This window comes from Providencia sp. (assembly GCF_052096715.1).
GTDB lineage: Bacteria > Pseudomonadota > Gammaproteobacteria > Enterobacterales > Enterobacteriaceae > Providencia.
The window spans coordinates 134,200-158,859 of the sequence record NZ_JBQDNB010000009.1; the positions used below are offsets into that span (position 1 = coordinate 134,200).

General features: G+C 34.0%; 29 protein-coding genes and 4 pseudogenes. 17 read left to right on the plus strand and 16 right to left on the minus strand.

All coding sequences use genetic code 11. The features are described 5' to 3' along the window. Nucleotides 1-14 precede the first annotated feature (14 nt). Entirely contained in the window at nucleotides 15-923 is a 909-nt protein-coding gene (gene yddG, locus ACTH6U_RS09655) for an aromatic amino acid DMT transporter YddG (RefSeq protein WP_441832090.1), read from the minus strand. A 301-nt stretch (nucleotides 924-1,224) separates the two neighbouring features. Next, nucleotides 1,225-2,685 (minus strand): alanine/glycine:cation symporter family protein, encoded by a 1,461-nt coding sequence (locus tag ACTH6U_RS09660; RefSeq protein WP_441832091.1) that lies wholly within the window; start codon nucleotides 2,683-2,685, stop codon nucleotides 1,225-1,227. Between the two features lie 633 nt (nucleotides 2,686-3,318). Between ACTH6U_RS09660 and ACTH6U_RS09665 the strand changes: the two genes are divergently transcribed. Continuing rightward, entirely contained in the window at nucleotides 3,319-3,567 is a 249-nt protein-coding gene (locus ACTH6U_RS09665) for a penicillin-binding protein (protein ID WP_294105727.1), read from the plus strand. A gap of 400 nt (nucleotides 3,568-3,967) precedes the next feature. Beyond that, the gene (locus ACTH6U_RS09670; RefSeq protein ID WP_294105725.1) at nucleotides 3,968-4,339 is read left to right on the plus strand and encodes a hypothetical protein; all 372 of its coding nucleotides are present in this window, start codon (nucleotides 3,968-3,970) and stop codon (nucleotides 4,337-4,339) included. A gap of 63 nt (nucleotides 4,340-4,402) precedes the next feature. Here the strand turns inward: ACTH6U_RS09670 and ACTH6U_RS09675 are convergent, their stop codons facing one another. Next, nucleotides 4,403-4,783 (minus strand): hypothetical protein, encoded by a 381-nt coding sequence (locus tag ACTH6U_RS09675; protein ID WP_294105722.1) that lies wholly within the window; start codon nucleotides 4,781-4,783, stop codon nucleotides 4,403-4,405. A gap of 289 nt (nucleotides 4,784-5,072) precedes the next feature. Here ACTH6U_RS09675 and ACTH6U_RS09680 point away from each other — a divergent pair, with 289 nt between their 5' ends. The 3 genes from ACTH6U_RS09680 (at nucleotide 5,073) to ACTH6U_RS09690 (ending at nucleotide 7,256) form a co-directional block, all read left to right on the plus strand. After that, a complete protein-coding gene (locus ACTH6U_RS09680; protein ID WP_294105716.1) occupies nucleotides 5,073-5,297 on the plus strand; it encodes a HEAT repeat domain-containing protein in 225 nt (74 codons plus the stop codon). Between the two features lie 211 nt (nucleotides 5,298-5,508). Next, nucleotides 5,509-5,856, plus strand: a complete 348-nt coding sequence (locus ACTH6U_RS09685; protein WP_294105714.1) for a hypothetical protein — start codon at nucleotides 5,509-5,511, stop codon at nucleotides 5,854-5,856. Between the two features lie 329 nt (nucleotides 5,857-6,185). Next, nucleotides 6,186-7,256 (plus strand): 4Fe-4S binding protein, encoded by a 1,071-nt coding sequence (locus ACTH6U_RS09690; RefSeq protein ID WP_441832092.1) that lies wholly within the window; start codon nucleotides 6,186-6,188, stop codon nucleotides 7,254-7,256. A 166-nt stretch (nucleotides 7,257-7,422) separates the two neighbouring features. Here ACTH6U_RS09690 and ytfE read toward each other — a convergent pair whose 3' ends face one another. Continuing rightward, nucleotides 7,423-8,085, minus strand: coding sequence for an iron-sulfur cluster repair protein YtfE (ytfE, locus tag ACTH6U_RS09695; RefSeq protein ID WP_441832093.1), 663 nt, complete (start codon nucleotides 8,083-8,085; stop codon nucleotides 7,423-7,425). A gap of 52 nt (nucleotides 8,086-8,137) precedes the next feature. Next, nucleotides 8,138-8,557, minus strand: a pseudogene (locus ACTH6U_RS09700) (flavodoxin domain-containing protein); the annotation flags it as partial. Here ACTH6U_RS09700 and ACTH6U_RS09705 point away from each other — a divergent pair. Further along, nucleotides 8,517-8,885 (plus strand): transcriptional regulator, encoded by a 369-nt coding sequence (locus ACTH6U_RS09705; protein WP_441832094.1) that lies wholly within the window; start codon nucleotides 8,517-8,519, stop codon nucleotides 8,883-8,885. The pseudogene ACTH6U_RS09700 and the gene ACTH6U_RS09705 sit on opposite strands and share 41 nt — an antisense overlap. Nucleotides 8,886-9,034: 149 nt before the next feature. Continuing rightward, nucleotides 9,035-10,186: a pyridoxal phosphate-dependent aminotransferase gene (locus ACTH6U_RS09710; protein ID WP_441832095.1), complete on the plus strand. Its 1,152-nt coding sequence runs from the start codon at nucleotides 9,035-9,037 to the stop codon at nucleotides 10,184-10,186. A gap of 43 nt (nucleotides 10,187-10,229) precedes the next feature. On the opposite strand, the gene ACTH6U_RS09715 is transcribed toward ACTH6U_RS09710, so the two are convergent. After that, on the minus strand, nucleotides 10,230-10,574 hold the full coding sequence (locus tag ACTH6U_RS09715) for a DMT family protein (RefSeq protein WP_294105701.1): 345 nt from the start codon (nucleotides 10,572-10,574) through the stop codon (nucleotides 10,230-10,232). Nucleotides 10,575-10,757: 183 nt separating this feature from the next. On the opposite strand from ACTH6U_RS09715, the gene ACTH6U_RS09720 reads away from it, so the two are divergent. Both ACTH6U_RS09720 and ACTH6U_RS09725 read left to right on the plus strand, forming a co-directional pair. Next, complete coding sequence (locus tag ACTH6U_RS09720; RefSeq protein ID WP_294105699.1) at nucleotides 10,758-11,249, plus strand: N-acetyltransferase; 492 nt, start codon at nucleotides 10,758-10,760, stop codon at nucleotides 11,247-11,249. A gap of 139 nt (nucleotides 11,250-11,388) precedes the next feature. Then, the gene (locus ACTH6U_RS09725; protein WP_441832096.1) at nucleotides 11,389-12,171 is read left to right on the plus strand and encodes a class I SAM-dependent methyltransferase; all 783 of its coding nucleotides are present in this window, start codon (nucleotides 11,389-11,391) and stop codon (nucleotides 12,169-12,171) included. 47 nt (nucleotides 12,172-12,218) lie between these two features. On the opposite strand, the gene ACTH6U_RS09730 is transcribed toward ACTH6U_RS09725, so the two are convergent. Both ACTH6U_RS09730 and ACTH6U_RS09735 read right to left on the minus strand, forming a co-directional pair. Beyond that, the gene (locus ACTH6U_RS09730; RefSeq protein ID WP_294349883.1) at nucleotides 12,219-12,617 is read right to left on the minus strand and encodes a hypothetical protein; all 399 of its coding nucleotides are present in this window, start codon (nucleotides 12,615-12,617) and stop codon (nucleotides 12,219-12,221) included. Nucleotides 12,618-12,747: 130 nt separating this feature from the next. After that, a complete protein-coding gene (locus ACTH6U_RS09735; protein WP_294105692.1) occupies nucleotides 12,748-13,086 on the minus strand; it encodes a GlpM family protein in 339 nt (112 codons plus the stop codon). 359 nt (nucleotides 13,087-13,445) lie between these two features. On the opposite strand from ACTH6U_RS09735, the gene ACTH6U_RS09740 reads away from it, so the two are divergent. Both ACTH6U_RS09740 and ACTH6U_RS09745 read left to right on the plus strand, forming a co-directional pair. Further along, nucleotides 13,446-15,104 (plus strand): methyl-accepting chemotaxis protein, encoded by a 1,659-nt coding sequence (locus tag ACTH6U_RS09740; protein WP_441832097.1) that lies wholly within the window; start codon nucleotides 13,446-13,448, stop codon nucleotides 15,102-15,104. Between the two features lie 194 nt (nucleotides 15,105-15,298). Further along, a complete protein-coding gene (locus tag ACTH6U_RS09745; protein WP_294105686.1) occupies nucleotides 15,299-16,141 on the plus strand; it encodes an MBL fold metallo-hydrolase in 843 nt (280 codons plus the stop codon). Nucleotides 16,142-16,361: 220 nt separating this feature from the next. Here the strand turns inward: ACTH6U_RS09745 and ACTH6U_RS09750 are convergent, their stop codons facing one another. After that, nucleotides 16,362-16,652 (minus strand): putative quinol monooxygenase, encoded by a 291-nt coding sequence (locus ACTH6U_RS09750; RefSeq protein ID WP_294105683.1) that lies wholly within the window; start codon nucleotides 16,650-16,652, stop codon nucleotides 16,362-16,364. Nucleotides 16,653-17,132: 480 nt separating this feature from the next. Here ACTH6U_RS09750 and ACTH6U_RS09755 point away from each other — a divergent pair, with 480 nt between their 5' ends. The 3 genes from ACTH6U_RS09755 (at nucleotide 17,133) to ACTH6U_RS09765 (ending at nucleotide 18,357) form a co-directional block, all read left to right on the plus strand. Continuing rightward, nucleotides 17,133-17,360, plus strand: a complete 228-nt coding sequence (locus ACTH6U_RS09755) for a leucine-rich repeat domain-containing protein (protein WP_441832098.1) — start codon at nucleotides 17,133-17,135, stop codon at nucleotides 17,358-17,360. Next, on the plus strand, nucleotides 17,338-17,889 hold the full coding sequence (locus ACTH6U_RS09760; RefSeq protein ID WP_441832099.1) for a leucine-rich repeat domain-containing protein: 552 nt from the start codon (nucleotides 17,338-17,340) through the stop codon (nucleotides 17,887-17,889). The genes ACTH6U_RS09755 and ACTH6U_RS09760 overlap by 23 nt, the downstream gene beginning before the upstream one ends. Before the next feature lie 186 nt (nucleotides 17,890-18,075). Further along, a complete protein-coding gene (locus ACTH6U_RS09765; RefSeq protein ID WP_294105677.1) occupies nucleotides 18,076-18,357 on the plus strand; it encodes a hypothetical protein in 282 nt (93 codons plus the stop codon). A 230-nt stretch (nucleotides 18,358-18,587) separates the two neighbouring features. Here ACTH6U_RS09765 and ACTH6U_RS09770 read toward each other — a convergent pair whose 3' ends face one another. Both ACTH6U_RS09770 and ACTH6U_RS09775 read right to left on the minus strand, forming a co-directional pair. Then, complete coding sequence (locus ACTH6U_RS09770; RefSeq protein WP_434719080.1) at nucleotides 18,588-18,917, minus strand: helix-turn-helix domain-containing protein; 330 nt, start codon at nucleotides 18,915-18,917, stop codon at nucleotides 18,588-18,590. Between the two features lie 182 nt (nucleotides 18,918-19,099). Beyond that, entirely contained in the window at nucleotides 19,100-19,777 is a 678-nt protein-coding gene (locus ACTH6U_RS09775) for a LysE family translocator (RefSeq protein ID WP_441832100.1), read from the minus strand. 415 nt (nucleotides 19,778-20,192) lie between these two features. Between ACTH6U_RS09775 and ACTH6U_RS09780 the strand changes: the two genes are divergently transcribed. Next, nucleotides 20,193-20,345 (plus strand): hypothetical protein, encoded by a 153-nt coding sequence (locus tag ACTH6U_RS09780; RefSeq protein WP_434719082.1) that lies wholly within the window; start codon nucleotides 20,193-20,195, stop codon nucleotides 20,343-20,345. A 121-nt stretch (nucleotides 20,346-20,466) separates the two neighbouring features. Here the strand turns inward: ACTH6U_RS09780 and ACTH6U_RS09785 are convergent. The 3 genes and pseudogenes from ACTH6U_RS09785 to ACTH6U_RS09795 all read right to left on the minus strand — a co-directional run. After that, a pseudogene (locus tag ACTH6U_RS09785) lies at nucleotides 20,467-20,634 on the minus strand (NADP-dependent isocitrate dehydrogenase); the annotation flags it as partial. A gap of 317 nt (nucleotides 20,635-20,951) precedes the next feature. Beyond that, a complete protein-coding gene (locus ACTH6U_RS09790; protein ID WP_441832101.1) occupies nucleotides 20,952-21,698 on the minus strand; it encodes a hypothetical protein in 747 nt (248 codons plus the stop codon). A gap of 106 nt (nucleotides 21,699-21,804) precedes the next feature. Beyond that, nucleotides 21,805-21,990: a hypothetical protein gene (locus ACTH6U_RS09795; RefSeq protein WP_294105667.1), complete on the minus strand. Its 186-nt coding sequence runs from the start codon at nucleotides 21,988-21,990 to the stop codon at nucleotides 21,805-21,807. Between the two features lie 525 nt (nucleotides 21,991-22,515). Here ACTH6U_RS09795 and ACTH6U_RS09800 point away from each other — a divergent pair. Beyond that, nucleotides 22,516-22,902 carry a hypothetical protein gene (locus ACTH6U_RS09800; RefSeq protein WP_294105664.1) on the plus strand — a complete coding sequence of 129 codons (387 nt, stop codon included), beginning with the start codon at nucleotides 22,516-22,518 and terminating at the stop codon, nucleotides 22,900-22,902. A gap of 86 nt (nucleotides 22,903-22,988) precedes the next feature. On the opposite strand, the gene ACTH6U_RS09805 is transcribed toward ACTH6U_RS09800, so the two are convergent. Then, entirely contained in the window at nucleotides 22,989-23,663 is a 675-nt protein-coding gene (locus ACTH6U_RS09805) for a colicin Z family toxin (protein WP_441832102.1), read from the minus strand. After that, a pseudogene (locus ACTH6U_RS09810) lies at nucleotides 23,660-23,902 on the minus strand (terminase small subunit); the annotation flags it as partial. The pseudogene ACTH6U_RS09810 and the gene ACTH6U_RS09805, both read right to left, overlap by 4 nt. Before the next feature lie 74 nt (nucleotides 23,903-23,976). On the opposite strand from ACTH6U_RS09810, the pseudogene ACTH6U_RS09815 reads away from it, so the two are divergent. Further along, a pseudogene (locus tag ACTH6U_RS09815) lies at nucleotides 23,977-24,660 on the plus strand (transposase); the annotation flags it as partial.

The following is a 24,660-nucleotide window of genomic DNA, read 5'->3' on the forward strand; positions in this document are numbered from 1 at the left end:
TGAAAACGACTAACTTAATTAATGTGCTTTTTATTTGAATATTGACGTGTTGCAATATAGCAAGTGATAGAGCCTATAGTCACCATTAGCACCCCCTGCCAAAATCCTAACGTCAACGCAGTACTGAGTAATATTGATGAAAAAGCCGTTGATATAACAGGAGTAAAATAAGATAGCGTCCCTAAAAAAGCAACATTGCCTTTGATAACCGCTAAAGTCCAAAGTGCATTCGCCCCACCCGTTGCAATTGAAGCTAATATCAATAAAGAAACACTGTTAAATGTGACATTAAATACGGTTGGCTCTTCAAATAGATACAAACCCCAAAGCCCTAATGATGTCATCATGAAAAATAACACCATTCCATTATGACCACCTGAAATTCGTTTAGTTACATTGCTATAAAAAGACCATAAAATGGCACCAATAAAAGCTAAAAGATAACAAAGCGGGTTACTTTTAATATTATTAATAATTGCATCAAACGAGATAGGCTGATCGCCAGAAATAACCCAGAGCAACCCCGAGAATGCCAAAACTAAACCAATAGACAGTAATACTGTAAATCGTTGTCGATTAAAAAAGACCGCCAAAGCGATAGTAAAACTCGGCCATAGATAGTTCACCATACCTAATTCTATCGCTTGTTGTCGATTATTGGCTAACCCTAACGCTAAAACAAAGCAAATCTCATAACTGATAAAGAGTAATGAACCCCAAAATAAATAGCGTTTTGGGTAAAGGCTTATTTTAGGTAACCCAATCACTACCATTAAGACAATAGTCCCAGTGGTATAAACTAATGCAGCACCGCCAACTGGACCAAAATTTTCACTCACATTACGTATTAATCCAACCATGGTACTCCACAATAAGATGGATATTACGCCGTAAAATGTTGCTGCATGCTGCCCTAATTTCATGTTGTTCTCGACTGTCTTTCTAATCCGCTAAGATAATAATATTGTCATATAAAAAAACCTTAAAGCTCAATAGATTATTAATCAAGCATTTTCACTAAGGTTATTTTTAAAATAGATAAAATTAGATAGAAGGCACATAACAACAGAGCGGCTATTATGGTTTAATGAATAATACTAATGATCACCAATCTAAAAATATTAATATTTTTTTAATCATAAAAAACTGCGCCCCAAAAGCGACTATTCCACTGTTGAGGCGCAATACAAAATAATACTAATCGGATATACTTCCACGGCTATTTTACTGACTAGTCTCTTTTTTTATCCACTGCTCCACTTGTTCTTTTTCCCAAATCCCATCTTCAAATTGTTTTTTCAATTCAGGGTGCTGGTTAATATCAAAGGTGGGTACCTTTCCATCACTTAATTGCTGGTTATAATCTTTCGCTAATTTAAACGCAATTCCAGATAACAAAAGAATCGCAATTAAATTAGTAATCGCCATTAGCCCCATAGACAGATCTGCGAGTTTCCATATCAGTGGCATTTCAGCTAATGCACCAAACATCACCATACCTAAGGCTGCTAAGCGAAAAATAAATAAGCCTGCTGTATGATTATTTTCCAAGAAAATCATATTGCTTTCTGCATAGGCATAATTAGCAATAATAGATGTAAAGGCAAAGAAAAATATTGCGACTGCAATGAAAGTGGAACCCCAACTGCCTACTGCAGAAGAAAGTGCGAGTTGCGTTAGCTCTATTCCATTAATGTTATCAAGAGGGCCTTCTAATACTCCGGAAGATAGGATAATAATCGCCGTTGCACTACAGATAACGATGGTATCCATAAATACACCCAGCATTTGCACATAGCCTTGTGAGGCAGGATGTGGAGGATAAGGTGATGCCGAAGCCGCCGCATTAGGTGCCGACCCCATACCAGCCTCATTTGAAAATAAGCCACGTTGAATACCTTGTGTCATTGCTTGGGCTACGCCATACCCTACCGCCCCACCAGCCGCCTCTTGCAATCCAAATGCATTACGGATAATCAACATGAAAACTTCAGGCAAACGGTCAATATGATGCCCCACGACCCAAAATGCTAATATTAAATAAGCTAGAGCCATTACTGGAACAACTAATTCAGCAACTTTGGCAATTGATTTTAATCCGCCAAAAATAACAATCCCACTTAAAAAAACCAAGCCTATTCCAACGTAAAGCGGGTTAAAATCAAATGCCACTGCAGTTGCTTGCGCGATTGAATTAGCTTGAACAGCATTGAACACTAATCCAAATGCAATAATAAGAAATATAGAAAACAATACCCCCATCCATCTTTGGTTTAAGCCTTTTTGCATATAATACGAAGGCCCGCCTCGATAATTTCCCTGATCATCTTTAGTTTTATATAGCTGAGCCAAAGTACACTCAACGAAAGAAGTTGCCATGCCAAGTAATGCAACAACCCACATCCAAAAAATTGCACCTGGTCCACCCACAGTAAGTGCAATAGCAACGCCAGTTAAATTGCCCGTTCCCACCCTAGCCGCAAGGCTCGTGCAAAGTGCTTGAAATGAAGAAATACCTGCTTTATCTGACTTTTTACTGTTTTTTAAAACACCAAACATATGGCTAAAGTGTCTTATTTGAATAAATCCAGATCTAATCGTGAAGTACAGGCCTGCTCCAAGTAATAAATAAATAAGCAATGACCCCCAAATAATATTACTCAGTGAGTTTATATATTCTATCAAATTACGCTCCTTTTTTATTGAATCAACTAATAAAATATCTAGTTGATAATTATTTCGCTCCATATTAGCCAATATCTAAAACGCATAAACCATGAATGCAACTTTAAATTAAAAATAAAAAACACCATCCTTCAGCAAGGGGTCGAAATTATATTCTTTTATCTTTCTTGTAAATTGATTTTTGTTTTTATTATTAAACTAATTTCTTAACTTTTAATTAAATATAACATAACCCCGCAAAGATAAAGAAAAAAATACTTAATTTTCAAATATCTACATAACCAACAGCCTTCACACGCACGACAAAAATCAAACGTTTGATTTTTAGCTATTTTTTTAATCAAATAACAAGTATGATTAATAACTTTAACTAACTCATAGCTTTCATATTCAAAAAAAATAAGTAATAAATTAGTTTTTCATTTTAATTAAAGCACTAACTTCACACTAAATAAATTATTTAAATTCAGTTAAGAACTATTATTAAAATTAGAAACAAAAATTAAAGTTAATATTAAAACCCCAACTCTATATTTATTATTCTTTTTTGTATCATCTAAATAAGATTATTGCTTATAACTAATGATAACAATACACTGAGTAAAATTTAGTTTTTAGATAAAGGGTTAAAAAATGGAAATTAACATTAAAGTTTCAGATGACTCCGTTTCAAAACTGACCGAAAAAGCTTATGACCTTTTCACTGCTGAGTTGAAAGCCAGAGTATTAGAAGTCTATCCAAGTAGTAATTTAAAAGTGACTCATGATTGCGGACCAACAACCTTTACAACAAGTGGTTTTCATGATGACAAAGAAGCACATATCGTTTTGCATGAGTTAGTCGAAGACGTATTAAAGCATGGCTACTGGTCAAAAGCGTAATTCCAATATCGTAGCCAAATTCTTGCAAACTCTTTCATGAGGGCAATTTGGCTACCTTTTAAGAAACGTACGACAATTCTTCTCTATTCGCCAACCCTAATAAGCCCCACGTTAGTATCCAACGATAGTGTCCATCGCTGATCAAAATCATATTTTCCTTTAACTTCTCAAGAGACCTCATAAATTATCTGTATTTTCATTCGCTGTATGATAAAGTATATAACGTAATTTTCATTACATTGCTTTTGCTAATTATGGCAGCCAGTATTTATACTGGCTTTTTTTTATGAAATCATGCTAAAAATCCTCTTCCTACCCCCTTTTAGGGCTATTCTGCTATAGTAGTTTATCGTTATCATTTAAAGTTAACATTCATTGAGTACAAACTAGAGGTATTACTATGAAGCGTTTATTACTGGCTTTATGCCTAACTCCTGCCCTTGCTATAGCAAGCAATGCCCCACTAAATATAAGCGAATTGGCAAGCGATTATTGCGATATTACAGGTCAAACGCTAAGTGAAGCATACAGCACGGATAAAAGCAGTAGTGAATTAACCCGTAATACAATTGAACGCTTAAAAAGCGAAAAGGTTGATTTAGCCAAATTAGAAACTCTCGAAACAGATCTACGCCAAAATTTAGCAACAGCTATAGATACTGTACGCGCGAACAAATCTCAATTTGCCAATAAAGCAGATTTCATGACATCTCTAAATGATTCAATTTCAGCATGCAAAATTCAAACTGAATTACTTTTAAATAAGCCTTAATTAAACATATAAAAATAGTGCCCAAAATACTCAGGGCACTATTTTCATGTTTGGTATATAAATTTATGATTTTTTATCAGTATCCTGACATAAATTATCGATTGCTAATTTGATTTCTGGCGTTTCACTCACCAATAATTGGTCATGCTCTGAAAATGCCCCAGACTGCACATCAATATTTGCCACAAAAGGTAAAAATTCAGTTTGTGAAGCAAGTCGGTATAACCCGCAAACCCGATAACTTTCCCCTTCCTTATACTGGTTTTTTTGTGCTATTTTCACATTATCAAATATAACAGACTCTGTTGAAGCGAGTTTTTTCTCAACGCGTTGTTGTGCAGCTTTTTTAATATCAGAATCACCAATACTGGTAAAATATTGGTAAGAAAATGTACCTAACGCCAACAATACAACGATTAGCAGCTTAGTTTTTATTCGTTTCAACGTTCAGTCCTTCTTGCAGAATGAGAAATGGCCTAAATTATAATAGTATCACCCCTTTGATGATGAACAAAATGAGCCATTAATCCACCCGCTTCTACCTTATCTGTCAATTTATACCCGCTCTTGACAATAAATCAGATTAACTATGTTACTAAATATAATTATTAATATAAATATAATTGGTCACCACTATATTAATCAGTCAATCATTGATAAAAAAAACATTTTTTATTTTTAACGATAGTTTTATACTATAAATCTCTACTCTCATACTTAAATTATTAATTACATGAAAGAAAAAATCGTAAAAAATTTAGTAGAATTAACCTATGGTGCAAATAATGATGTTAAAATCGCTGCTATCAATGCATTAGGTGACTACAAATGCTCTATTGAACAACAAGATGCAATTAATAGACTGATAAATCTATGTGATGATTATAATAAAGATATTGCTGTGGCATCAATTATTTCATTAAGTAAATTAGCAAAGTTTTTTTCTGATAGTCAATAATAAAAAAGGATGTAAACATAATAATCAACATGATGGAATTATTATTTCGTTAACTTAAAATTAAATTTATTAACAGAAAATTTTCATTGTGAATAAATAATGGATAAAAATAGTCCCAATTATGATTTATTCATTTATTTAGGTAAAGTAAATTGAATTATTAAATTTAGCTGCCAAAATAATAATCAACAGATATAAAAAGGAATAAATTATGAATATCTTAAAACCTCTGATTATTACAGCTAGTTTAATGGCCGTCAGCTTTTCAACTTTAGCATATCATGGTGATGGCTATAGGAACGATGATGGCTCATGGCATAGAGGCTCATCTCAAAATGGGCAACAATATGATAATAGACCTTGCGATAATAACCGTCATTCCAATTATTCAGGCCGCCATCGTGGAATGATGCAATATTCAACCACCGTTCAAACCACACAACCGGAAGAAGCCTTAAAAAAGATTACTGCTAATGTGCCTAAAGGTGAAAATGGGAAGCAATACCAAGTACGAGTTTCTGTTATTGAAATCACGCCAAATGCACAAACACAAAATTAATAACTTATTTAGGGCAGCAAAAGCTGCCCTTTAACTTATTCTGTCAGATTAAAATATTTATTTTCAGTCTAGTGAGACACTAATAAAACTTAATAACACGACCATTCCCAAATAAAATCTATCTAAAATAATAGTCCCATCGCGTTACCTCTTTCAGAATCTATGCTTTAGACTCTTTCATAAAACAATACCCTTTGCTCATACCCACTCATTCCAACAATAATTAAATAACAAATTAGACTAGCCAGATATAAATCAATATTCGCGATAAAGAACTGACATAGAATTAGGGTATTTAAAATACATGTTAAAGAGATAGATAGATAGGAATGACAGAGAAAACACACCAAAGGTACAAACGCCGTCCTGATACTATTGGAGGTAAACTACCTTGGAATGACTGGCGAAATGCTTCTACTTGGCGTAAAGCAACACAACTATTGCTACTTGCCATTAATATTTACATTGGTGTCACTTTTTACTACTGGGTTCGTTATTACGAGTCTGGTGGTACAACTTTTTTTATGTCTCGTCCTGGTGGTATTGAAGGTTGGTTACCCATTGCCGGTTTGATGAACTTAAAATATACGCTAGAAACAGGTGTACTCCCCCCAATTCATGCGGCTTCAATGCTTCTACTAGTCGCTTTAATTACAATTAGCCTAATTCTTAAAAAGGCATTTTGTTCGTGGATGTGCCCGATTGGTACTATATCAGAGCTCATTGGGAATTTAGGCAAAAAAATATTTCGCTTTCAATTCAATCTTCCACGTTGGTTAGATATCTCTTTACGTAGTCTTAAATATTTACTGCTTGGCTTCTTTTTGTATATTGCGCTATCAATGCCTGCACAGATGATCCAATATTTTCTCATGTCACCCTACGGCATCATCATCGATGTTAAAATGCTTGATTTCTTCCGATATATTAGCGGCGTTTCACTGATTAGCGTCATCATACTTATTGTTATTAGCTTATTTATCCATAACGCATGGTGCCGTTATCTCTGCCCTTATGGCGCGCTGTTAGGGCTATTTTCATTACTTTCCCCTTTCAAAATACATCGAAATGTAGAAAGTTGCATTGATTGCGGAAAATGTGCAAAAAATTGCCCTTCCCGTATCCCTGTCGATAAACTAATAAAAGTAAGAACCATAGAATGTACAGGTTGTATGACCTGTGTTGAATCTTGTCCAGTCTCTTCAACATTAAGTTTTTCATTGCCATTACCAACTAAAAAACGCTCAATAGTCCTATCAGGTATCATTATGTCAACGTTAACTCTGACGATTCTATTTATCACAATTGGATTTGCAGCCTACACAGGAGTTTGGGAAAGCCCTGTTCCAGATAATTATTGGTTTCATATCATACCTAATGCCAAAATGATTGGCCATTAACCCAATTTATCTTTATTTTCTCTGCTATATAACTAAATGACATGATTAAGCGACTGGGTATTTTACTTTTGATAAAAATATCCAGTCGCGAAAACTAGTCAGTAATAGAATTCATCAGACTAAAAGTCATAGTATTAAAATTAAACAAGAGAATTAAGATACCCACTTATTCTCCGGCAAGCGCTCTAGGGAAAAGTAAGTTATTCTCCAAGTTAATATGAATCATTAAATCATCAATTAGCTCGTTGATTCCATTATATAATACCTTCCATGTAGTACAGGCCTCTGCTGGCGGCGTAACATTATTAGTGATTTTTTTAATTATTTCTAAAATATCACCTGCATCATCATGCTCTTGCTCCATCACACTAATTGGCGCAGCAGCATTAGCTCCCAACCCATTTTTTATCATTGGAAATAAAATACGCTCTTCTTTCATCATATGACTACTAAGCTCTTCATAAAGCGCCTCTAAATATTTGGTTAGTCCCTTAGGCACTGCCAATTTATTAGCATGTACGCGCTCCACTTTCTCTGCCTGAATAATTAATTCAGGCAATTGCGCTCTATGACGATCATGATAACGAACAATAATAAAATCAATAATTTCGCTAAGTGGTGCTTCTCGCCAATCTTTTTCTAAAGTATCTTCAGAGAGTTCTAGTAATTGATTTTCTAGCAGTTCAATATCTAATCCTTTTTTTTCTACTGTTCTACCTAGTGTTTGTTTTCCACCACAACAAAAATCAATATCATACTGACGAAATAAGGCTGAAGATCTTGGAATTGAAAGTACTATTTGCCCTAGCGATTTTTCTCTTAATTTCATTTTAATATCCTTTATAAATTTTTTTTAATCTCGAGTTAATTAAAGATCCCTATACAGCTAATGGTACTAGCGCCCATTTGCGAGCAATTTCTCGTCCATATTCGCGACATTCATCGAGTGAATTTGTATCTGGTCGCCACTTTGCTTTTAGTGATAATGAAGTTTCAAAACCTGCATCCATTAAACGTGTTTGAACCCGATCAACCGCGCCACCATTCCAACCATAACTCCCAAATGCAGCAGCTTTTTTATTACAAAAACGTAAACCAGTTAGCTCTTCAAGCATGCCTGCAATTTTGGGCATCATGACATTATTCATTGTAGATGAGCCTACTAGGGCTCCTTTAGAACGAAATACATGCGTTAAAACATCATTTTTGTCACTACGTGCAATATTAAAAATCTTGACTGATACATTAGGGTCAGCTTCATTGATACCTTGCGCAATTGCATCTGCCATCATTCGAGTATTCTATTCATGGCCCGGTAATGTACGCGAACTTGAACATGCCATTCATCGTGCCATTGTATTAGCCCGTGCATCAAGTAGTAGAGGTGATATTATTTTACAACCTCAACATTTTACTTTTGATAACACTAATCATAGTAGCTCAGTGATACCTAAAGATATGCCAGTACCCATTATCAAAAACCTGCGTGATGCCACCGAAGATTTCCAACGAAAAATAATTACTCAATCCTTGGAGCAAAATCATTTTAATTGGTCTGCCAGCGCGCGCGAATTAGAAATAGATACAGCTAATTTGCATCGATTAGCAAAAAGGTTAATCTTAAAATAAAGTTATTCCACTAGTGAAATTGGTATCGCTCACCGCAGTTTCTCGTAAAGAAAAATGAATAAATAATCATTTTTTTCATATAAATATTTACAATAATTTTTTTTGAAGTAAGCTAATTGCTTTACAAATAATAATTATATGGAATCACTATGGATCGTCGTTCATTTTTAAAATCAAGCTCACTTATTGCCGGCGGATTAGCTTTAAATTCAGTAATAAATCAAGCAGTTGCTCAAAATAAATCACCATTTATCATCGATGAAAAGCATCCATTGCTACTTAATTTCAATGAAAATTCACTGGGTATGTCAGCGAATGCAAAACAAGCGATTATTGCCGCATTACCCGGTTCTTTTCGTTATCCTGACGATGCCCGCTCTGAATTAATAACGCATTTGGGCGAATTATATCGGTTATCTGATAAGCATGTCACAATAGGTAATGGCTCATCTGAAACAATCCAAGCAACTGTTGCAATGCTTGCGAACAAAGCTAGAAAAAATAATCTTAAAATACAGCTAGTAACGCCAGATCCAACCTTTAACTATGCCGAGCTATACTCCCTACCGCTTGGTATTGAGATCACTAAAGTTCCATTAAAATCAGATCTTTCTTTTGATCTTGATAAGATGGAGCAACTAGCAAATGATTTTAATGGCTTAACAATTATTTATATCTGTAATCCGAATAACCCAACCGCTATGATCACCCCACATAGTCAGCTTAATAAGTGGATGACTAAAGTATCAGATAAACAATTTTTCATTGTCGATGAGGCTTATGCTGAATTAGTCGAAGATCCTAACTTTGTTAGTGCAATTGAACTCGTTAAACAAGGACAAAATAATCTAATTGTCACCCGCACTTTCTCTAAAATATTTGCTTTAGCAGGATTACGTGTAGGTTATGGTATTGCATCACCTGATGTTATTGCGACTGTTGACGAATTTGTCTCTATCGATAACACCAATACCGCTGGTGCCATCGCCGCTATTGCCTCTTTAAACGATAAACCATTCATTGCTTATAGTCTTAAGTCTAATAACCTCTCTAGAAAAATTGTAGAGAAAGCATTAGATGAACTCAATCTAGAATATGCACCATCTCAAGCTAACTTCATATTCCATAAAGTTAAAGGGGATGTAAAAACGTATAAGCAACGCATGGCTGATGCGCACATTATGGTAGGAAGAGAGTTTCCTCCCGCAGTCGGTTGGAATCGATTAACTCTCGGAACCCCTGAAGAAATGGAACAGTTTGTGGTTGTTTTAAAGCAATTTAGAGAAAAAGGCTGGGTTTAATTAGTTCTTTATTCCCCTGTTAAGTCAGGGGAATAATACTCACTTAAAAAGGACCTTTAAAAATAAAAAATGCGCCAGCCATAATCAAAATAAATCCAATGATATGGTTTATAGTGATACTTTCACCTAAATAAAGCACTGAAAATACAGCAAATACACATAATGTTATCACTTCTTGCATCGTTTTTAATTCAGCCGCGCTATAATACTGATGTCCTAGGCGATTTGCAGGTACCGCAAAGCAATATTCAATCAATGCAATAAGCCAACTAAAAAAAATAACGCTATACAAAGGTTTAGTTGTAAATTTCAAATGCCCATACCAAGCAAACATCATAAATACATTAGAAATAATCAGCAGTAGAATCGGATATAATTTAGTTAGCATTTTTCTAGTTAACGAAGAGATAAATATGTACGTTATTATGCGATTAATGATGAGCTATTACAATATGATGTCAATCGACTACATTGAATAAAAATTCATAATTTAAACATGCATTATTTGTCTTAATATACACTTTAGCCTAACCTAATGTTTATCCAAATAAACAACTGAATAGGAAAAATAATGATTATAAACTATCAATTGATGACAAAAACAGATTGCAATGAAGTTGCTCAACTCCTACAAGCCAACTCACAATCACAACATGGTGGCCTATTAGGTGAGTTCCCCCTACCTAAAGTAGAAGCGATGTTTACTCATTCATTAAGCGTCGTAGTTGCCCGATTAGACAATAAAATTATCGGGGTTCTATTTAGTTTCAGCTTAATGAGTTCAGCCCTACCGCCAATCGCGCATTTAATCATGACAGAATACCCATCAGTCATAAACCATAACTGGTTTTATGGCCCAGTCTGCATTGATAAAAAGTTTAGAGGGCAGAATATTCTAGAGCCACTATATCAATATATTTGCACCCGAAATACAGGTAAAGCTGTCGCTTTTATTAATACGGATAATCTAAGATCAATACAGGCACATCATAAATTAGGCATGATTGAAATAGCCAAATTTAACTATAACGATACTGAATATTTATTAGTTCAAAGTCATTAATCAAAGCATTTTAAAATAAAAATTACCAATATAGTTTTATTGAACACCACACTACTTTGTACTTTTGAGTACACTTTATTTTAATTTTACTCGGCATTAGTTATACTTTCACTTATTAATATATTTGAGGGTACACTTTATGTCTGATTTTATTACTGCGAACCAAAAAGCATGGGATAAACAAGCTGAATCACAGCAAATATGGTCTACCCCTGTTGATACAAAAACAATTTCAGAAGCCAAACAAGGAAATTGGAATATCCATTTAACACCAACACCATTACCTAAAGAGTGGCTAGGTGATATCAAAGGCAAACGAATTTTATGCTTAGCCTCGGCTGGTGGCCAACAAGCCCCTATATTAGCAGCAGCTGGTGCAATAGTGACTGTATTTGACCTGTCTACCAAACAATTAGAACAAGACAGGCTCGTTGCAGTTAGAGATAATCTTGAACTCGAAATAGTTCAAGGGGATATGCGCTCTCTTCACGCCTTCACCAATGAAACATTTGATTTAATATTTCATCCAATTTCTAATCTTTATATTCCCGATGTTAATCCTGTCTGGCAGGAATGCCACAGAGTTTTAAAAACTAATGGAAAACTCTTAGCCAGCTTTTTTAATCCTATAGTATTCGTTGATGACCGTGAAAAAAAGCCAGAAGAGCAAGATATTATTAAGCCTCGTTTTAAAATGCCTTTCTCTGAATTAGATGCTCTATCTTCAGAACAAATCGCTCAGAAACATCAGAAACAAGAAGCGTTTGTGTTTGGACATTCATTAACGGACTTAATTGGAGGACAAATAAACGTGGGCTTTAATATTGCAGGTTTTTTAGAAGACTGGCAACCAACACCACGGTTTGTTATTGATAATTATCTACCAACATTCCTAGCAACGTTAGCGATAAAAATAGGCTAATACGTAACATCTAGACTGATGAATAAATTTCAGTCTAGATGTTCAAATTAAGAGCGATGGCAATACCGGTTCCAAACTGACTCAAACTGTTCTGCTGGAATGATATCATCAATTTTTTCGACAAAAGGAATGGAAACCATAACCTTACCCATTCGATTCTTATGTAACCTAATAATAAATCGTTTATAACCATGGGGAAGTTCATGTTCAAAACCGAAAACTTCACCACAATAATATCCCGTTTCTTCGCCTTCTTCGCTTTTGGTAAGAACATAGTATTTAACATTCTTATAATTTGCCGCACCAGGGTACGCAAGAAAGTCTTCAACTGAGCTTTTTACTTTACTCTCAGTATCATATTCTGATTCTAACGAGACTTCTGTCATGATACCGGCGATATATGCACAACCAGCGACAAGAATTAAAACTAATGATCTTAATAGCATTTTTTCACAATAAAACTAAATGGAAACATTGTTACTTATTATAGTTAATTTGTAACAATTTGCGACAAGAAAAATGAATCAATAATTATCGGTTTTTATTAATAGAGTTAACGCCTATTATCATCCAAGTTTACTGTACCAGCTGCCATATATAAACCAAAATGATAGCGGTAACGACCCACACCAATGTTGCAATACTTAAGCAAGTCCAGGCAGGTAATTTTGTTGCAAATAAATAGACGGTTAGCAAATACATTGCATAAGGGATGAGAGACCATAAACCAAACAGTGCTGTTTTTTTTAATGCATCTGCTCCCTGCTCTTGAACAACAATCACATGAGCGATAAGCGCAAAGGTTGGAAACAAGGGAACAAGCCCTGCTATATAGTAGACTTTGCTACGAGAAAGTAGTGCAATAAAAAATACTGCTAAGGCGCCGATAAGACACTTCAATAATAGAGATAACATAAAATACTCAGATAAAGCCCTAAAATTATACTTTCATTATCACTCAATGCTGTAAAATTAAAAGCCTCATGGATAGCAATAAGTCACAATAATTCCTACCATTTTTTGAGTTTAAAAATATAACAACTTTGAAAACTTCTATTTATAGCCAATTTTATGACATAACTCATATTATTGACTATAAAGTATCCATCTTTAATGCCGATACCTTTAATTGGTCCCTACGCCTGATGCTTTCGCGCGACTGCATATAACTTTTTAATCTACCTATTAAAGGTGATTAGCAAGGTTATGTTTATAAGTCTTTAATTTGTATGTATTCAGAACATGCTACTCGATGGTATGAAAGGAAATAATTAATGATATCTGATAATTCAAAGCATTTAAAACTTCGATCAGCTCGATTCTCATTTTCGAATCTTAAAACGACAACACTTGTTTGGTTTATTTCTGGGCTTCTCATTGCTTTGTTGCTCTCGTCATGCTGGTTTTTTTTCAGTTATTTAAAACAGTATCAATCGACACTCGACCAACTCGACACTATTTATAATGAACAATCTCAACTGAATGAAACATGGCAATCGCTATTACAAGCACGTAATACACTTAATCGAGCCAGTTCAAGACATTTACTTATTATTAATAAAATGCAAACGTCCAATACTGACATCGATAGTTTAATTCAGTTTTATCATAAAAAGATGATTAAAACAGATGAGCATTGGCAAGTTTTCTCTTCCGTTTCACAATATAAAGATAACGCAACATTTACCGAACTAGAAAAATCCTATAAAGAACTTTATGCCGCACTTAATGAGCTCTCGGTGTTTTTAACTCAAGGAAAGACTTATGATTTTTTAAACCAACCCACTCAGGCATTTCAAGATTCCTTTGAAAAAAATTATAATTATTATCATCAGCAATTAAATAACAACTATCATCAAATTGCTGTCGCTAGTGAACAACTTTATAGACAAAGCATTATCGGCATGATTATTATTCTTTTAGTCGTCACTGTTGTGACCTTATTTATTCGTTTTATATTGCAATACTTCTTTGTTCGCCCATTAAACCAAGTCATTGAGGGCATTGAAAAAGTAAGCCAAGGAATTTTATATCATAATTTTGATAATAAAGGATTAGCAGAAATAAAATCACTTAAACAACATGTCTCTGATATGCAAAGTAAACTTATTGATATTGTGAAAAACATTCACTCAAATACCCATCATATAAGAATTGAACTCAACGATATTACCCAGATGAATCAAGATCTCTCTATTCGAGCAGATCAGCAAGCTGCTGCAATTGTTGAAACTGCAGCAAGTGTGGAAGAACTCGACTCATCATTTAAACTTAATACCGCTCACACCCATAAATCATGCCAATTAATGACTGAAACCAGTGTTACCATTGAAAAAAGTAATGCGCTTATTTCAGATGTTGTTGAAAATATGGATGAGATTATTGATTTCTCCAAAGAAATTAGCAAAATAACCTCAACAATTGATAATATTGCCTTTCAAACCAACCTATTAGCACTAAATGCAGCGGTTGAAGCTGCTCGCGTTGGTGAACACGGAAAAGGGTTTGCCGTTGTTGCTAATGAGGTTCGCGAATTATCAATTAGTTGCACTCAAGCATCAAAAGAAATCAAATTATTGATCAATAACTCCAATGATAAAATTAGCCATTGCTTCCAACTTGCCGCTGACGCTAACGATAATATTGTATCTATTGCACAAGATACATCCAATATTAATGAAATGATCCAAAATATTGCACTAGCCTCGAATGAACAAACTCATGGTGTAGGTCAAATCCATTTAGCCATTAATGAGCTCGATAATACTACACAAGCAAATGCAACAATGACGAGAGAATTACAAACCTCATTGATAGCTCTTGAGTCTCAATCAAATTTATTAGAAAACGTGATTTCTATTTTTCATCTTGAAAAAAAATCTGAAGATGAATCAAAAGAAAACCATCAATCTAAAGTAAAAGCCTTAGCTTAAGGAATTATACTGATAGCTAGATATCGATATTTCATACTGATATCTAGCTATTTTCACATATAAAGTGTCGAATTCATCCATATTAAACATAGCTAGTCTTATCTGATTTTTTATTTAAATTGTATTGAATATTTTTAATATTTTATCTGATATAACATTAATAATTATTCAAATTTTAACCGTATGAGCAAAACATGACGCTAAAAATAACTGTGCTTGTTGATAATAATACACTAATAGATAGCTATTTCTGTGGCGAACCTGGAGTATGCTATTACATCGAAGCCGATGGTAAAAAAATACTATTTGATACAGGCTATTCAGATATTTTCATTAATAATGCTCAAATACTCAATATAGATCTTGCGAATATAACCGACTTAGCCCTTTCACATGGCCATAATGACCACACTTGGGGCCTAAGCCATTTGCTTCAACATTTTGACCGCAGAAATATTGAATTAAAACAAAAAAAGTCATTAATTTATCACCCTGATGCGCTACGTCCAAAAAATTATCAAGCAAAAATCATTGGCACTAATACAACTAAAAATATACTTTCAGCGTATTTTGAGTGTATTGAGGCCACGAAACCTTATCCTATATCCGACAATGTCATTTTCTTAGGGCAAATTCCACGAAATAATAGTTTTGAAGGAAAAGAACCGATTGGAACGACTATAGATCAGAATAATAACAGTATAGATGACTATGTATTGGATGATACGGCCCTTGTAATAACAACATCAGAAGGACTGATCATTATCACAGGTTGCTCACATTCAGGTATTTGTAATATCGTTGAATATGCAAAAGAAATAACGAATATAGATAAAATTGTAACTGTTATAGGCGGCTTCCATTTACAGAAAGCATCAGATGAAGTTTTAAACTTGACCGGAAATTATTTTAATCAACAAGATTTAGACCATATTCACCCGTGCCACTGTACAGATCTCGATGCCAAAATTCATTTAGCCAAATACGCCCCTGTAAAAGAAGTCGGCGCTGGATTGCAACTTACTTTTCCAAGTTAAAATATAGCAACTAAAATACCCTATATAAGCTAATTTACTAACTTATATAGGGTTCAACTGATGATTAATTAGTCGCGGATATAAATTTAACTAAATAGCGTTCAAATTAGCTTTATCTTACTAAAAGACATCGACGCTTATGCATAAAGAGAGAAAATTGAAATAAATTCACTTTCTCCCCTACTTTAGCTATATGTCAGTAAAAGTGACTCATCAACAATTACTTGTCAAAACTATTCATCAAAAGAAACCGTGGTTCTGCATTTTTATATTGATTAATCATCGGGACCAAACGTTTGAAATGCTCAGAAGCACAATGGATATCAAGCGCTTCTTGATTTGGCCATTCTTCAATAAAAATAAAATGTCCCGGAATTTTTTGATCAATATATAAATCATAACTGATGCATAATGGCTCTCGCTTCGTTGCTGCCACCAGTTCTGCATAAAGTGGTCGCACAATATCTAATGCCTCAGTTTTAATAAAATCCTCTGCAATAACTTTTAACATTGTTGTTCCCTCATATAATTATGAATACTGTACAAATGCACACCAGTATAACTATGACCTTAACCTATATTCAATACATTTTATCTTTGTTGGCATTTTAAATATTGATTAAAGACAGTCTTAGGTTATTACTTTATTTCACGCTTAAATTCTACGTAGTTATACACCTACACATAGTATACGACCCATTAATTTGTAGGAGCATCTGAATAAAATGACATTAATTTATCTTATGTTTTAAGCTAAGCTATCGCATAATAAATATCCGTTTTAATTTGCTTTGCTAAATTATTAGCTTCTTAAAATTCATGAAGTAACCTACCATATATACTCGATGCAATAGGATAAAAAGGAATATGTATGTTACACTAGCACTCAACATCAAAATCTGAGTTAAATTTAGACTCAGGGAGTCATATAGAAATAGATTCATGCATTGAGTCACCATTTTTATATACTGTAATAAGTGCTTATAACAATATGCTAACGCTGTTTCCATCGCATTTGAGTCAATGTAAAAATTTAAAAGTCTTAAACCTATCCTGTAATCAATTAACTAGGATTCCCGCAATAATAGAAAACTTAAAACATCTAGAAATGCTTGATCTGGGGCATAACAACATCAAGCACTTTCCCAATGAAATAGGTAAGCTTCATCAATTAAAATTTCTTTATATCAGTGATAATGGCATTAATTACTTACCTTGACTCTTTTTCTGCACTACAAAATTTATTATATTTCAATGCAACTGATAATAAATTACAACAACTACCTCATTGGTTATCTGCATTAAAGAATGTGAGAGAATTGAGGTTATATAACAATCAGATAACGGATATCTCTGGCTCTGTAACAGAACTTATAAATGCTCGAGAAATACATTTAATGAATAACTTGATCACAGAAATTCCTGATGATATCGCTAACTTAAAAGAAGTTAGAGTTTTGGATTTAAATAATAACAAAATTCAAGAAATCACTTCAAATATATCTAAACTAAAAAACGTCACAACAATAAATCTTAGATTCAATAAATTAACTACATTACCTGAGTCAATAGGTGAAATGTTACCCATCCAATACTTAGATTTACGTGCAAATAAACTTACATCTTTACCTGATAGCCTGATTAATTTGCCACAGCTAGCCAAGCTCGACTTACGATGGAACAATTTCACCCAGAAGCCAAAAATTATAGAGAAACTGCAAAATAACGGCTGTATGGTTTTTATATAAGTAACTGCACATGTGAGCTGACAGATAAACAATCATTCATCTTTTCAATATACTCATTTAGGTATATTTACTTACAATATGATAAACTGACAAAATCTTAAAAAAACAAAACTCTGTAACATTTACTTTCTTGTTTTATATCAATTTTAACTTATCATCTCCTTTTTATTCTGTCGGATATTTTTTATGAAAAAAGTAGGATTGTTAATCTCATTACTTGCACTATCGACATACACATTTGCTGAATGTGATTTTAAAAAAGCAGCTCGAAATAAAATGCTCGATCAAAAAATCGGCATTTCTGGTAATTGTGACACTCAAAAAGCAGTTAAAACACAAACAACGAATAAAATTGATAATGCCTTAGATATTGATTCAAAAAAAATCAAAAATGATAGTTTTGAAAAAAAAGATAGTATTGAAAAGAAAACCTCTACAACTAAAAAAGTAGTTGAGGCTATTAAGTAATTCAATTAAACAAATCCAATGCAACCTTTTGGATTTAATCAACCTTACAAAGATCTTATTCAGCATCTGATAAATAAAAATTAATTATTTGAACTTTGAGAAAAATGCTTCAAGAGATATCGGAGAATTGCAATTAACAGCCTGCGGCACAAAAACTGAAACTGTAGAATATTTTGATAAAAAATTTTAAAGGTAGCGCCAACTATTGCAACTGGCGCTATCGATCACGATTAGTAGTTAATACCCGCCGTCTCAACTTCGAAGACTAGCTTGGCATTTAAATACTTATTTTGAGTCACGAATATAGGTCCTGTTGAATCAACATTTATTTCATCCCCTGTTAATTGAGTAAAAAAGTCCGCTATATTAACATCTAGTACCTTCAATACAGCTGTTAATGTATCTACATCAATTTTACTTATCCCTCTTTCATATCGATGTAACTGTTGTTCACTTTTATTAATTAATTGTGCAAGCTGTTTAATTGTATAGCCTGCGTCCTTCCTTAGTTTTTTAATGTTACATCCTACTACTTGGGAAATTATATTATCAGTATGCATGCAATGCCTCCTAGGTTACCAAACATCTTTTCAAGAAGGTATTAACATAACTACTACTCCTGAACTTCATAAATTGCAATATATAAAAATAATATATTTATATTAATTTTGTATATCTACATTCCCAACCTTTTCTATCGCTAGTTATTCTACATCTGTCGCTACGAGTCTCTTAAATGATTTTATTTATTATTCAAAAATAACCTTAAGTATGCGGTCTCTTTAAACGCTAAATGCACAATTTTCAGCCCTATAATACCTAAGATGACACCAGCAACTTTATCAATCCAATAAGCACAGCGGCTAAATTGATTACGAATCACCGGCCTAGTTAAAATGTACATAACAAGACTATCCCAGACCAATACAGCCAAAACCATCCAAACGGCGATACCGACTTTAAACAGAGTTGAGTTATCCTGACTATCGAGCACAACAGTAAATAGACTTAAATAGAATAATAAATTTTTAGGGTTAAGTAAGCCTGATGACAGCCCAACCATAAATTCTCTGCTGAATGAGCTCTGAATATATTCATTTTTAGATTCTTTTGCATTAGCCATCAAAAAGGCATAATCCTGCTTCTTTGCTCGTAGAGCCTGCCATGCGATATATATTAAGAATAATCCACCAAATAACTTTATAATAATCATTGTCGTAATTGACTGCGCCAATATAGCGCCAACCCCCGCCATACATAGAGCTATGTAGATCGCATTTGCGACAACAATCCCAGAAATAACACCAAATGCAACTCGCTTTGTATTATTCAGGGTACTTTTTATTATCAGTAAAAAGTCTGGCCCAGGGCTTATCAAAGCAATAAAATGTGCAATAGCAATAGTCAAAAAAACCATCATAGAGAACACCCACAGTGTTAATTTGTAATACAAACAGGTAATAAATTACATGTGCTTAATCATTTCGTCGCTAAGCTCGCTAAATTTCAGTAATTTAGAGCCTTCCAGCTGACGTTTAAAATTGTAAGTTACAATGCTGAGCATCGCTCACAACTAATACTCCGATTTGGATTAAGTAATAACTGGTGATACTATCTCACTGCAAGTTATGGATAACTCGCAACACTATAATAATTACTATTTGTACATTCCATTAAATATGCCCTTCTATGAAGGGCTTTCTTTTACCCTAGATGTCCAATTTCCTGTATCGCTTTTTTCACAAATGAAAACACACCAGCAGCTAATCGATGGCTATAGATATTTAACTTATGTATAGCGCTTACAACATCGATTAGAAAGGAATTCATCTATTATGGCTGACTTAGGATATGCTCTTTCTATTGCATTCTTTTTTTCGTTTATTTCATTCACAGCTATAGCACTTTATATGGATCATAAATCGCAAAAAATGACTGATAAGTATAATGATGATCGTGGAAAAAAATGGCAAGTGATTGCAATTTAGCTCGCTTATTTCTTAGCCTATTTTGGGGAGAAGTTTTGGTGGGGTTTTGCAGAAGAATTTTTCTAGACAAAATAAAACGGGAGTTTTTAGGCTCCCGTTATTAATCACACCACGTAATAAATTACATGTGTTTAATCATTGCGTCGCCAAATTCGCTACATTTCAGTAGTTTAGCGCCTTCTAATTGACGCTCGAAATCGTAAGTTACAGTTTTAGCCGCGATTGCGCCTTCCATACCTTTAACGATTAAGTCAGCCGCTTCAACCCAACCCATGTGACGTAACACCACAATAAAATAACCCACCTAACACATTGATTTTTAATACCATACTCATTATAAGGTCGATATCCAAAGATTAGAAGAAGGTGTTGCAATTAAATTTACAGAGGATCTATACAAAAAACATACAACCCCATATTGCAATATATCCCCATTCAACTCACCTATAACATCACTTGACCCAATGGCTAAGTATTATAAAGCATATAGTATTACGTCTAAAATCCCATCAATTAGTTTAGATTATGTTAGCTTAGCGAGAGTGCAAATTGAAGCAAACAAAAAGGTCGCATGAGCGACCTAATCAATGTTTTTGCTATTTTTCACTACTTATTGACATAATTTGCATACAGTATAAGTAGTATTGGCGTAGCAATAATATCAGCAGCAATAGTAAATGGTGTAATCATGACATTACCAGCCAATTTGCCTGCGCTAAGTGATTTATATTCCTCTGTAGTATAAAACTCAACCTTATATGGTTGGTGTAGCTTGGCATTAGATGCTGATGGAAGAGTTATTCCATTTCTATCGAATAAATAGCCACTTATTGGGATTGTTTTAACCCATGACTTATCATTATCAAATCGCCTCTCACTAAAACCAATATCCTTGAGGCTTTTCTCTTGCTCTGGGCTTAACGTGTACTTTTTATCAATATAAACAAAGTAATTGTCATTAAATTTTACTAGTCCTTCTCTGCGCTCATCTGGCTTTATCTCTATTCTAATAACTCCCTCAGGGTTATTAAATGCTGACAATGGAATTACTTTAACCAACTCATTTAATTTCATTAATTCAGCAGAGCCATTAGTCAGTATATAAATATATTTATCACCTAAAAAACCATAACCTGAAGTAGGAAGCTCAATATCTTTTATTTTTTGATTAGTTAGTTTATTTTTAACACTAATATCTTTATATTCAAAAGCCGATACAATATTATCTTTTAAATCAACACTCACCCTTGTTTTGGTCTCTTTTGCTGCGTTCGAATCCCAAACTGCCGCAGTTACACACCCAGTAGAACTTAAAATCGATATGCTCAAAAAGCACGCTAGTAATTTATTCATTCCATTGCCTTAATAAGTTTAGCTTAAGTCCAATGAATGTTAGAGTAACACCTCACTTAGTGCAATAAAAAACCCACCGGAGTGGGTTATGAGAACTTATCTCTTTCTATATCGCCAATGCAGCATAAGCAGGTTGATAGTCTGTGATATTTAGGTTTAAGCTTATCCGTTCTGAAATCTGATTCTCAGTTATTTTCCCATCATCGAATTCTTCTTTTGCTCTTTCGGCAGCAGAAAGTAAAATAAGTAAACGTTCATAGTTACCCATGTCTCTAAAATACTTCTGACTCATGCTATTCCCTTTCTTACTTTATATTCATCATTGAATTCTTTATTAAAACAAACATGACTTTGTTTTTATACAGAATATTGAAAGCGTTTTAGCTGTAAAGATCATTTTAAGTGGCAATAAACTATACACACATACAACGATAACTACTGAGCGTTCGCTTTAGCTTATGCAATTCGACGTTTTTTAAGTTCGAACTAGTCATCAAAAACATCACCATATTACTCAGTATCATAAGATAGCTTTAATGTTACTAACGACAGTACTCGCATAATTTCGAATCTAATGATGTAAGCTTTTGCATGCTATATCATAAATAAAACACTAAAAAACCCTAGATTTAAGCCATAATTTCGCCATAAGAACTCTTATTTTCTTTCCTTAAAGCTCAAATATAAAATAATTTTTTTGTTAATAGCGCTTATAAATGTCATTTTTCTATTAAACAAAATCATAATAGATTATTATTTCACATAAAAATTCTAGAATAACTGATACGCATATAAACAATGAGGTTAATAAAAATATATGAATAAATATATTCTACTTTGTATAATTCCTTATGCACTTATAGGATGTGCGAAAAATATGGAACATAATGATATTACATACGTTTTCAAAAATGAATCTTACTCGCTTACCAAAGATTGTATTTCTGAGTTGAAACAACTCAACAATGAATCAAGTAATACATTAATTTATATCCAATTAAATAAAACACCTAATTGCGCTGAAAAATTGAACACCTTGTTTACAACGCATGTAAATGAAGATGTCACAACGTATTTTAAGAAACAAATAATTTCAAAAACTCACATTGCAAGTAGCATAAATTCAGAATCTGGCTATCGAATGTTATTACCAAATGAAAAAGTAACCTTGGATATAATTCAACATTATAATAATTTAAATTAAGGCAGGTACAATTGTACCCACCCTGTTTAATTTGATTTTTTGGATAATCAAATGTAACAGCAACAGGTATTGAATGCGATTTGACTCTAATAAAAGAAGCCCCCCCCACCTGTTGCTTCAATTAAGTAAGCTCCTAGCCCCATAGTATTCACGACCTTAACACCACTAGAGGTTGGATATTTAATTTCAACATCAAATGAAGACTCTAGATTAGATGAGAGGTTAAAATTCACAGTATATGTATCTGAAGTTTTAGTTATTTCATTTGGAAAACTAGTAAATAATTCAGTCCATTCACTCCATTGACCTGGTGTCGCTAATGCTTTTTTAGATTGAAATGGTCCCGAATATCCACATGCTCCCTGACGCGCTCTTGCAGTTTTAGCTTTATTATTCCGATCCTCAAGTGTAGATTTCTTTGTATTTCTAAACTGAGCGTAATGCTTAGTATAAATCTTATTTGCTTCCGCTTTGTCTCCCCTATTGATTGAGTCTATTAATTCTTTATAGTTTTTATTATCTTTAATATATGGACAGTTTTTTTCACCGCAAACTATACAAATATTATTTTTAAGCGCCTCTTTTACTTCTGAAGAGAGCGAGTTAGGGGCTAAGTCTGTATTAACCCTAACACCATTAAACTCCCAAGATTTTGAGCCTGAATCCCAATGTGTATCTGGTTCATGAGGAATGCCGCTATTACAACTCAATGATAACGACTGCGAGCCGGGCAAAGGCTTCCAAACTACATTGTAATTCATCCACCTAATACCTCACCTTGCTGATGCTGAGCGACTTTTTCCCAATCGTCTACATTGTCACATGCAGGAACCGGCATGATGTTATGTGTTGCTTCAATCTTAGCCTCAATTTGCTCTTTAAATGCTTGAACCTTGACGTGTTTACCTAAGAGTTCAAGGTTTTTAACTTTATCGGGCCATTTGATTTTCTTTAGAATAGTTTCTTCTGTACTTTCATCGTAATCACGGATTGTCGTAGAGTGTAGTGGCATAGTTAATTTGGTCACCAAGTCAGAGGTGATATCATCACCTCATAAACAGATAGGTGACAATGATGGCAAAACGTATAAGACGACTTTTCAGTGCTGAATTCAAACTTGAAGCGGCTCAACTTGTGCTTGACCAAAATTATTCCGTAGTCGAAGCTGCCAACGCCATGGGCGTCGGTAAATCAACCATGGACAAATGGGTTCGGCAACTCAAGCTAGAACGCAAGGGCATTTCACCGAAAGCGTCACCCATGACGCCTGAGCAGGTTGAAATCCGTGAATTAAAAAAGAAAATCGCGCAACTTGAAGAGCATAATGAGATCTTAAAAAAGGCTACAGCGCTGGTGATGTCGGACTCTCTGAACAATTCTCGCTGATCGAGAAACTCAGCCGGCGCTTTAGTATTAAACAACTGTGTAACGTGTTCAGTGTTCATCGCAGTAGCTATCAATACTGGCGTCATCGCTCAAAGAGACCGTCAGTGGAACAAATACGGCTTCGGGCTCTTGTTCGAGAAGCTCATGAAAGCAGTCACGGTTCTGCTGGTGCTCGTACTATTGCTGACATTGTATCAAAAACAAAACAGGTTCCTTTAACGCGCTATCGTGCAACTAAACTGATGAAATCACTTGGTTTAGTGAGTTGTCAAACACCGAAGCATCGATACAAAAAAGCGACTCAGGAGCACGTTGAAATACCGAATCATCTCGGACGTCAATTTGCCGTCACGGAACCAGACCAAGTTTGGG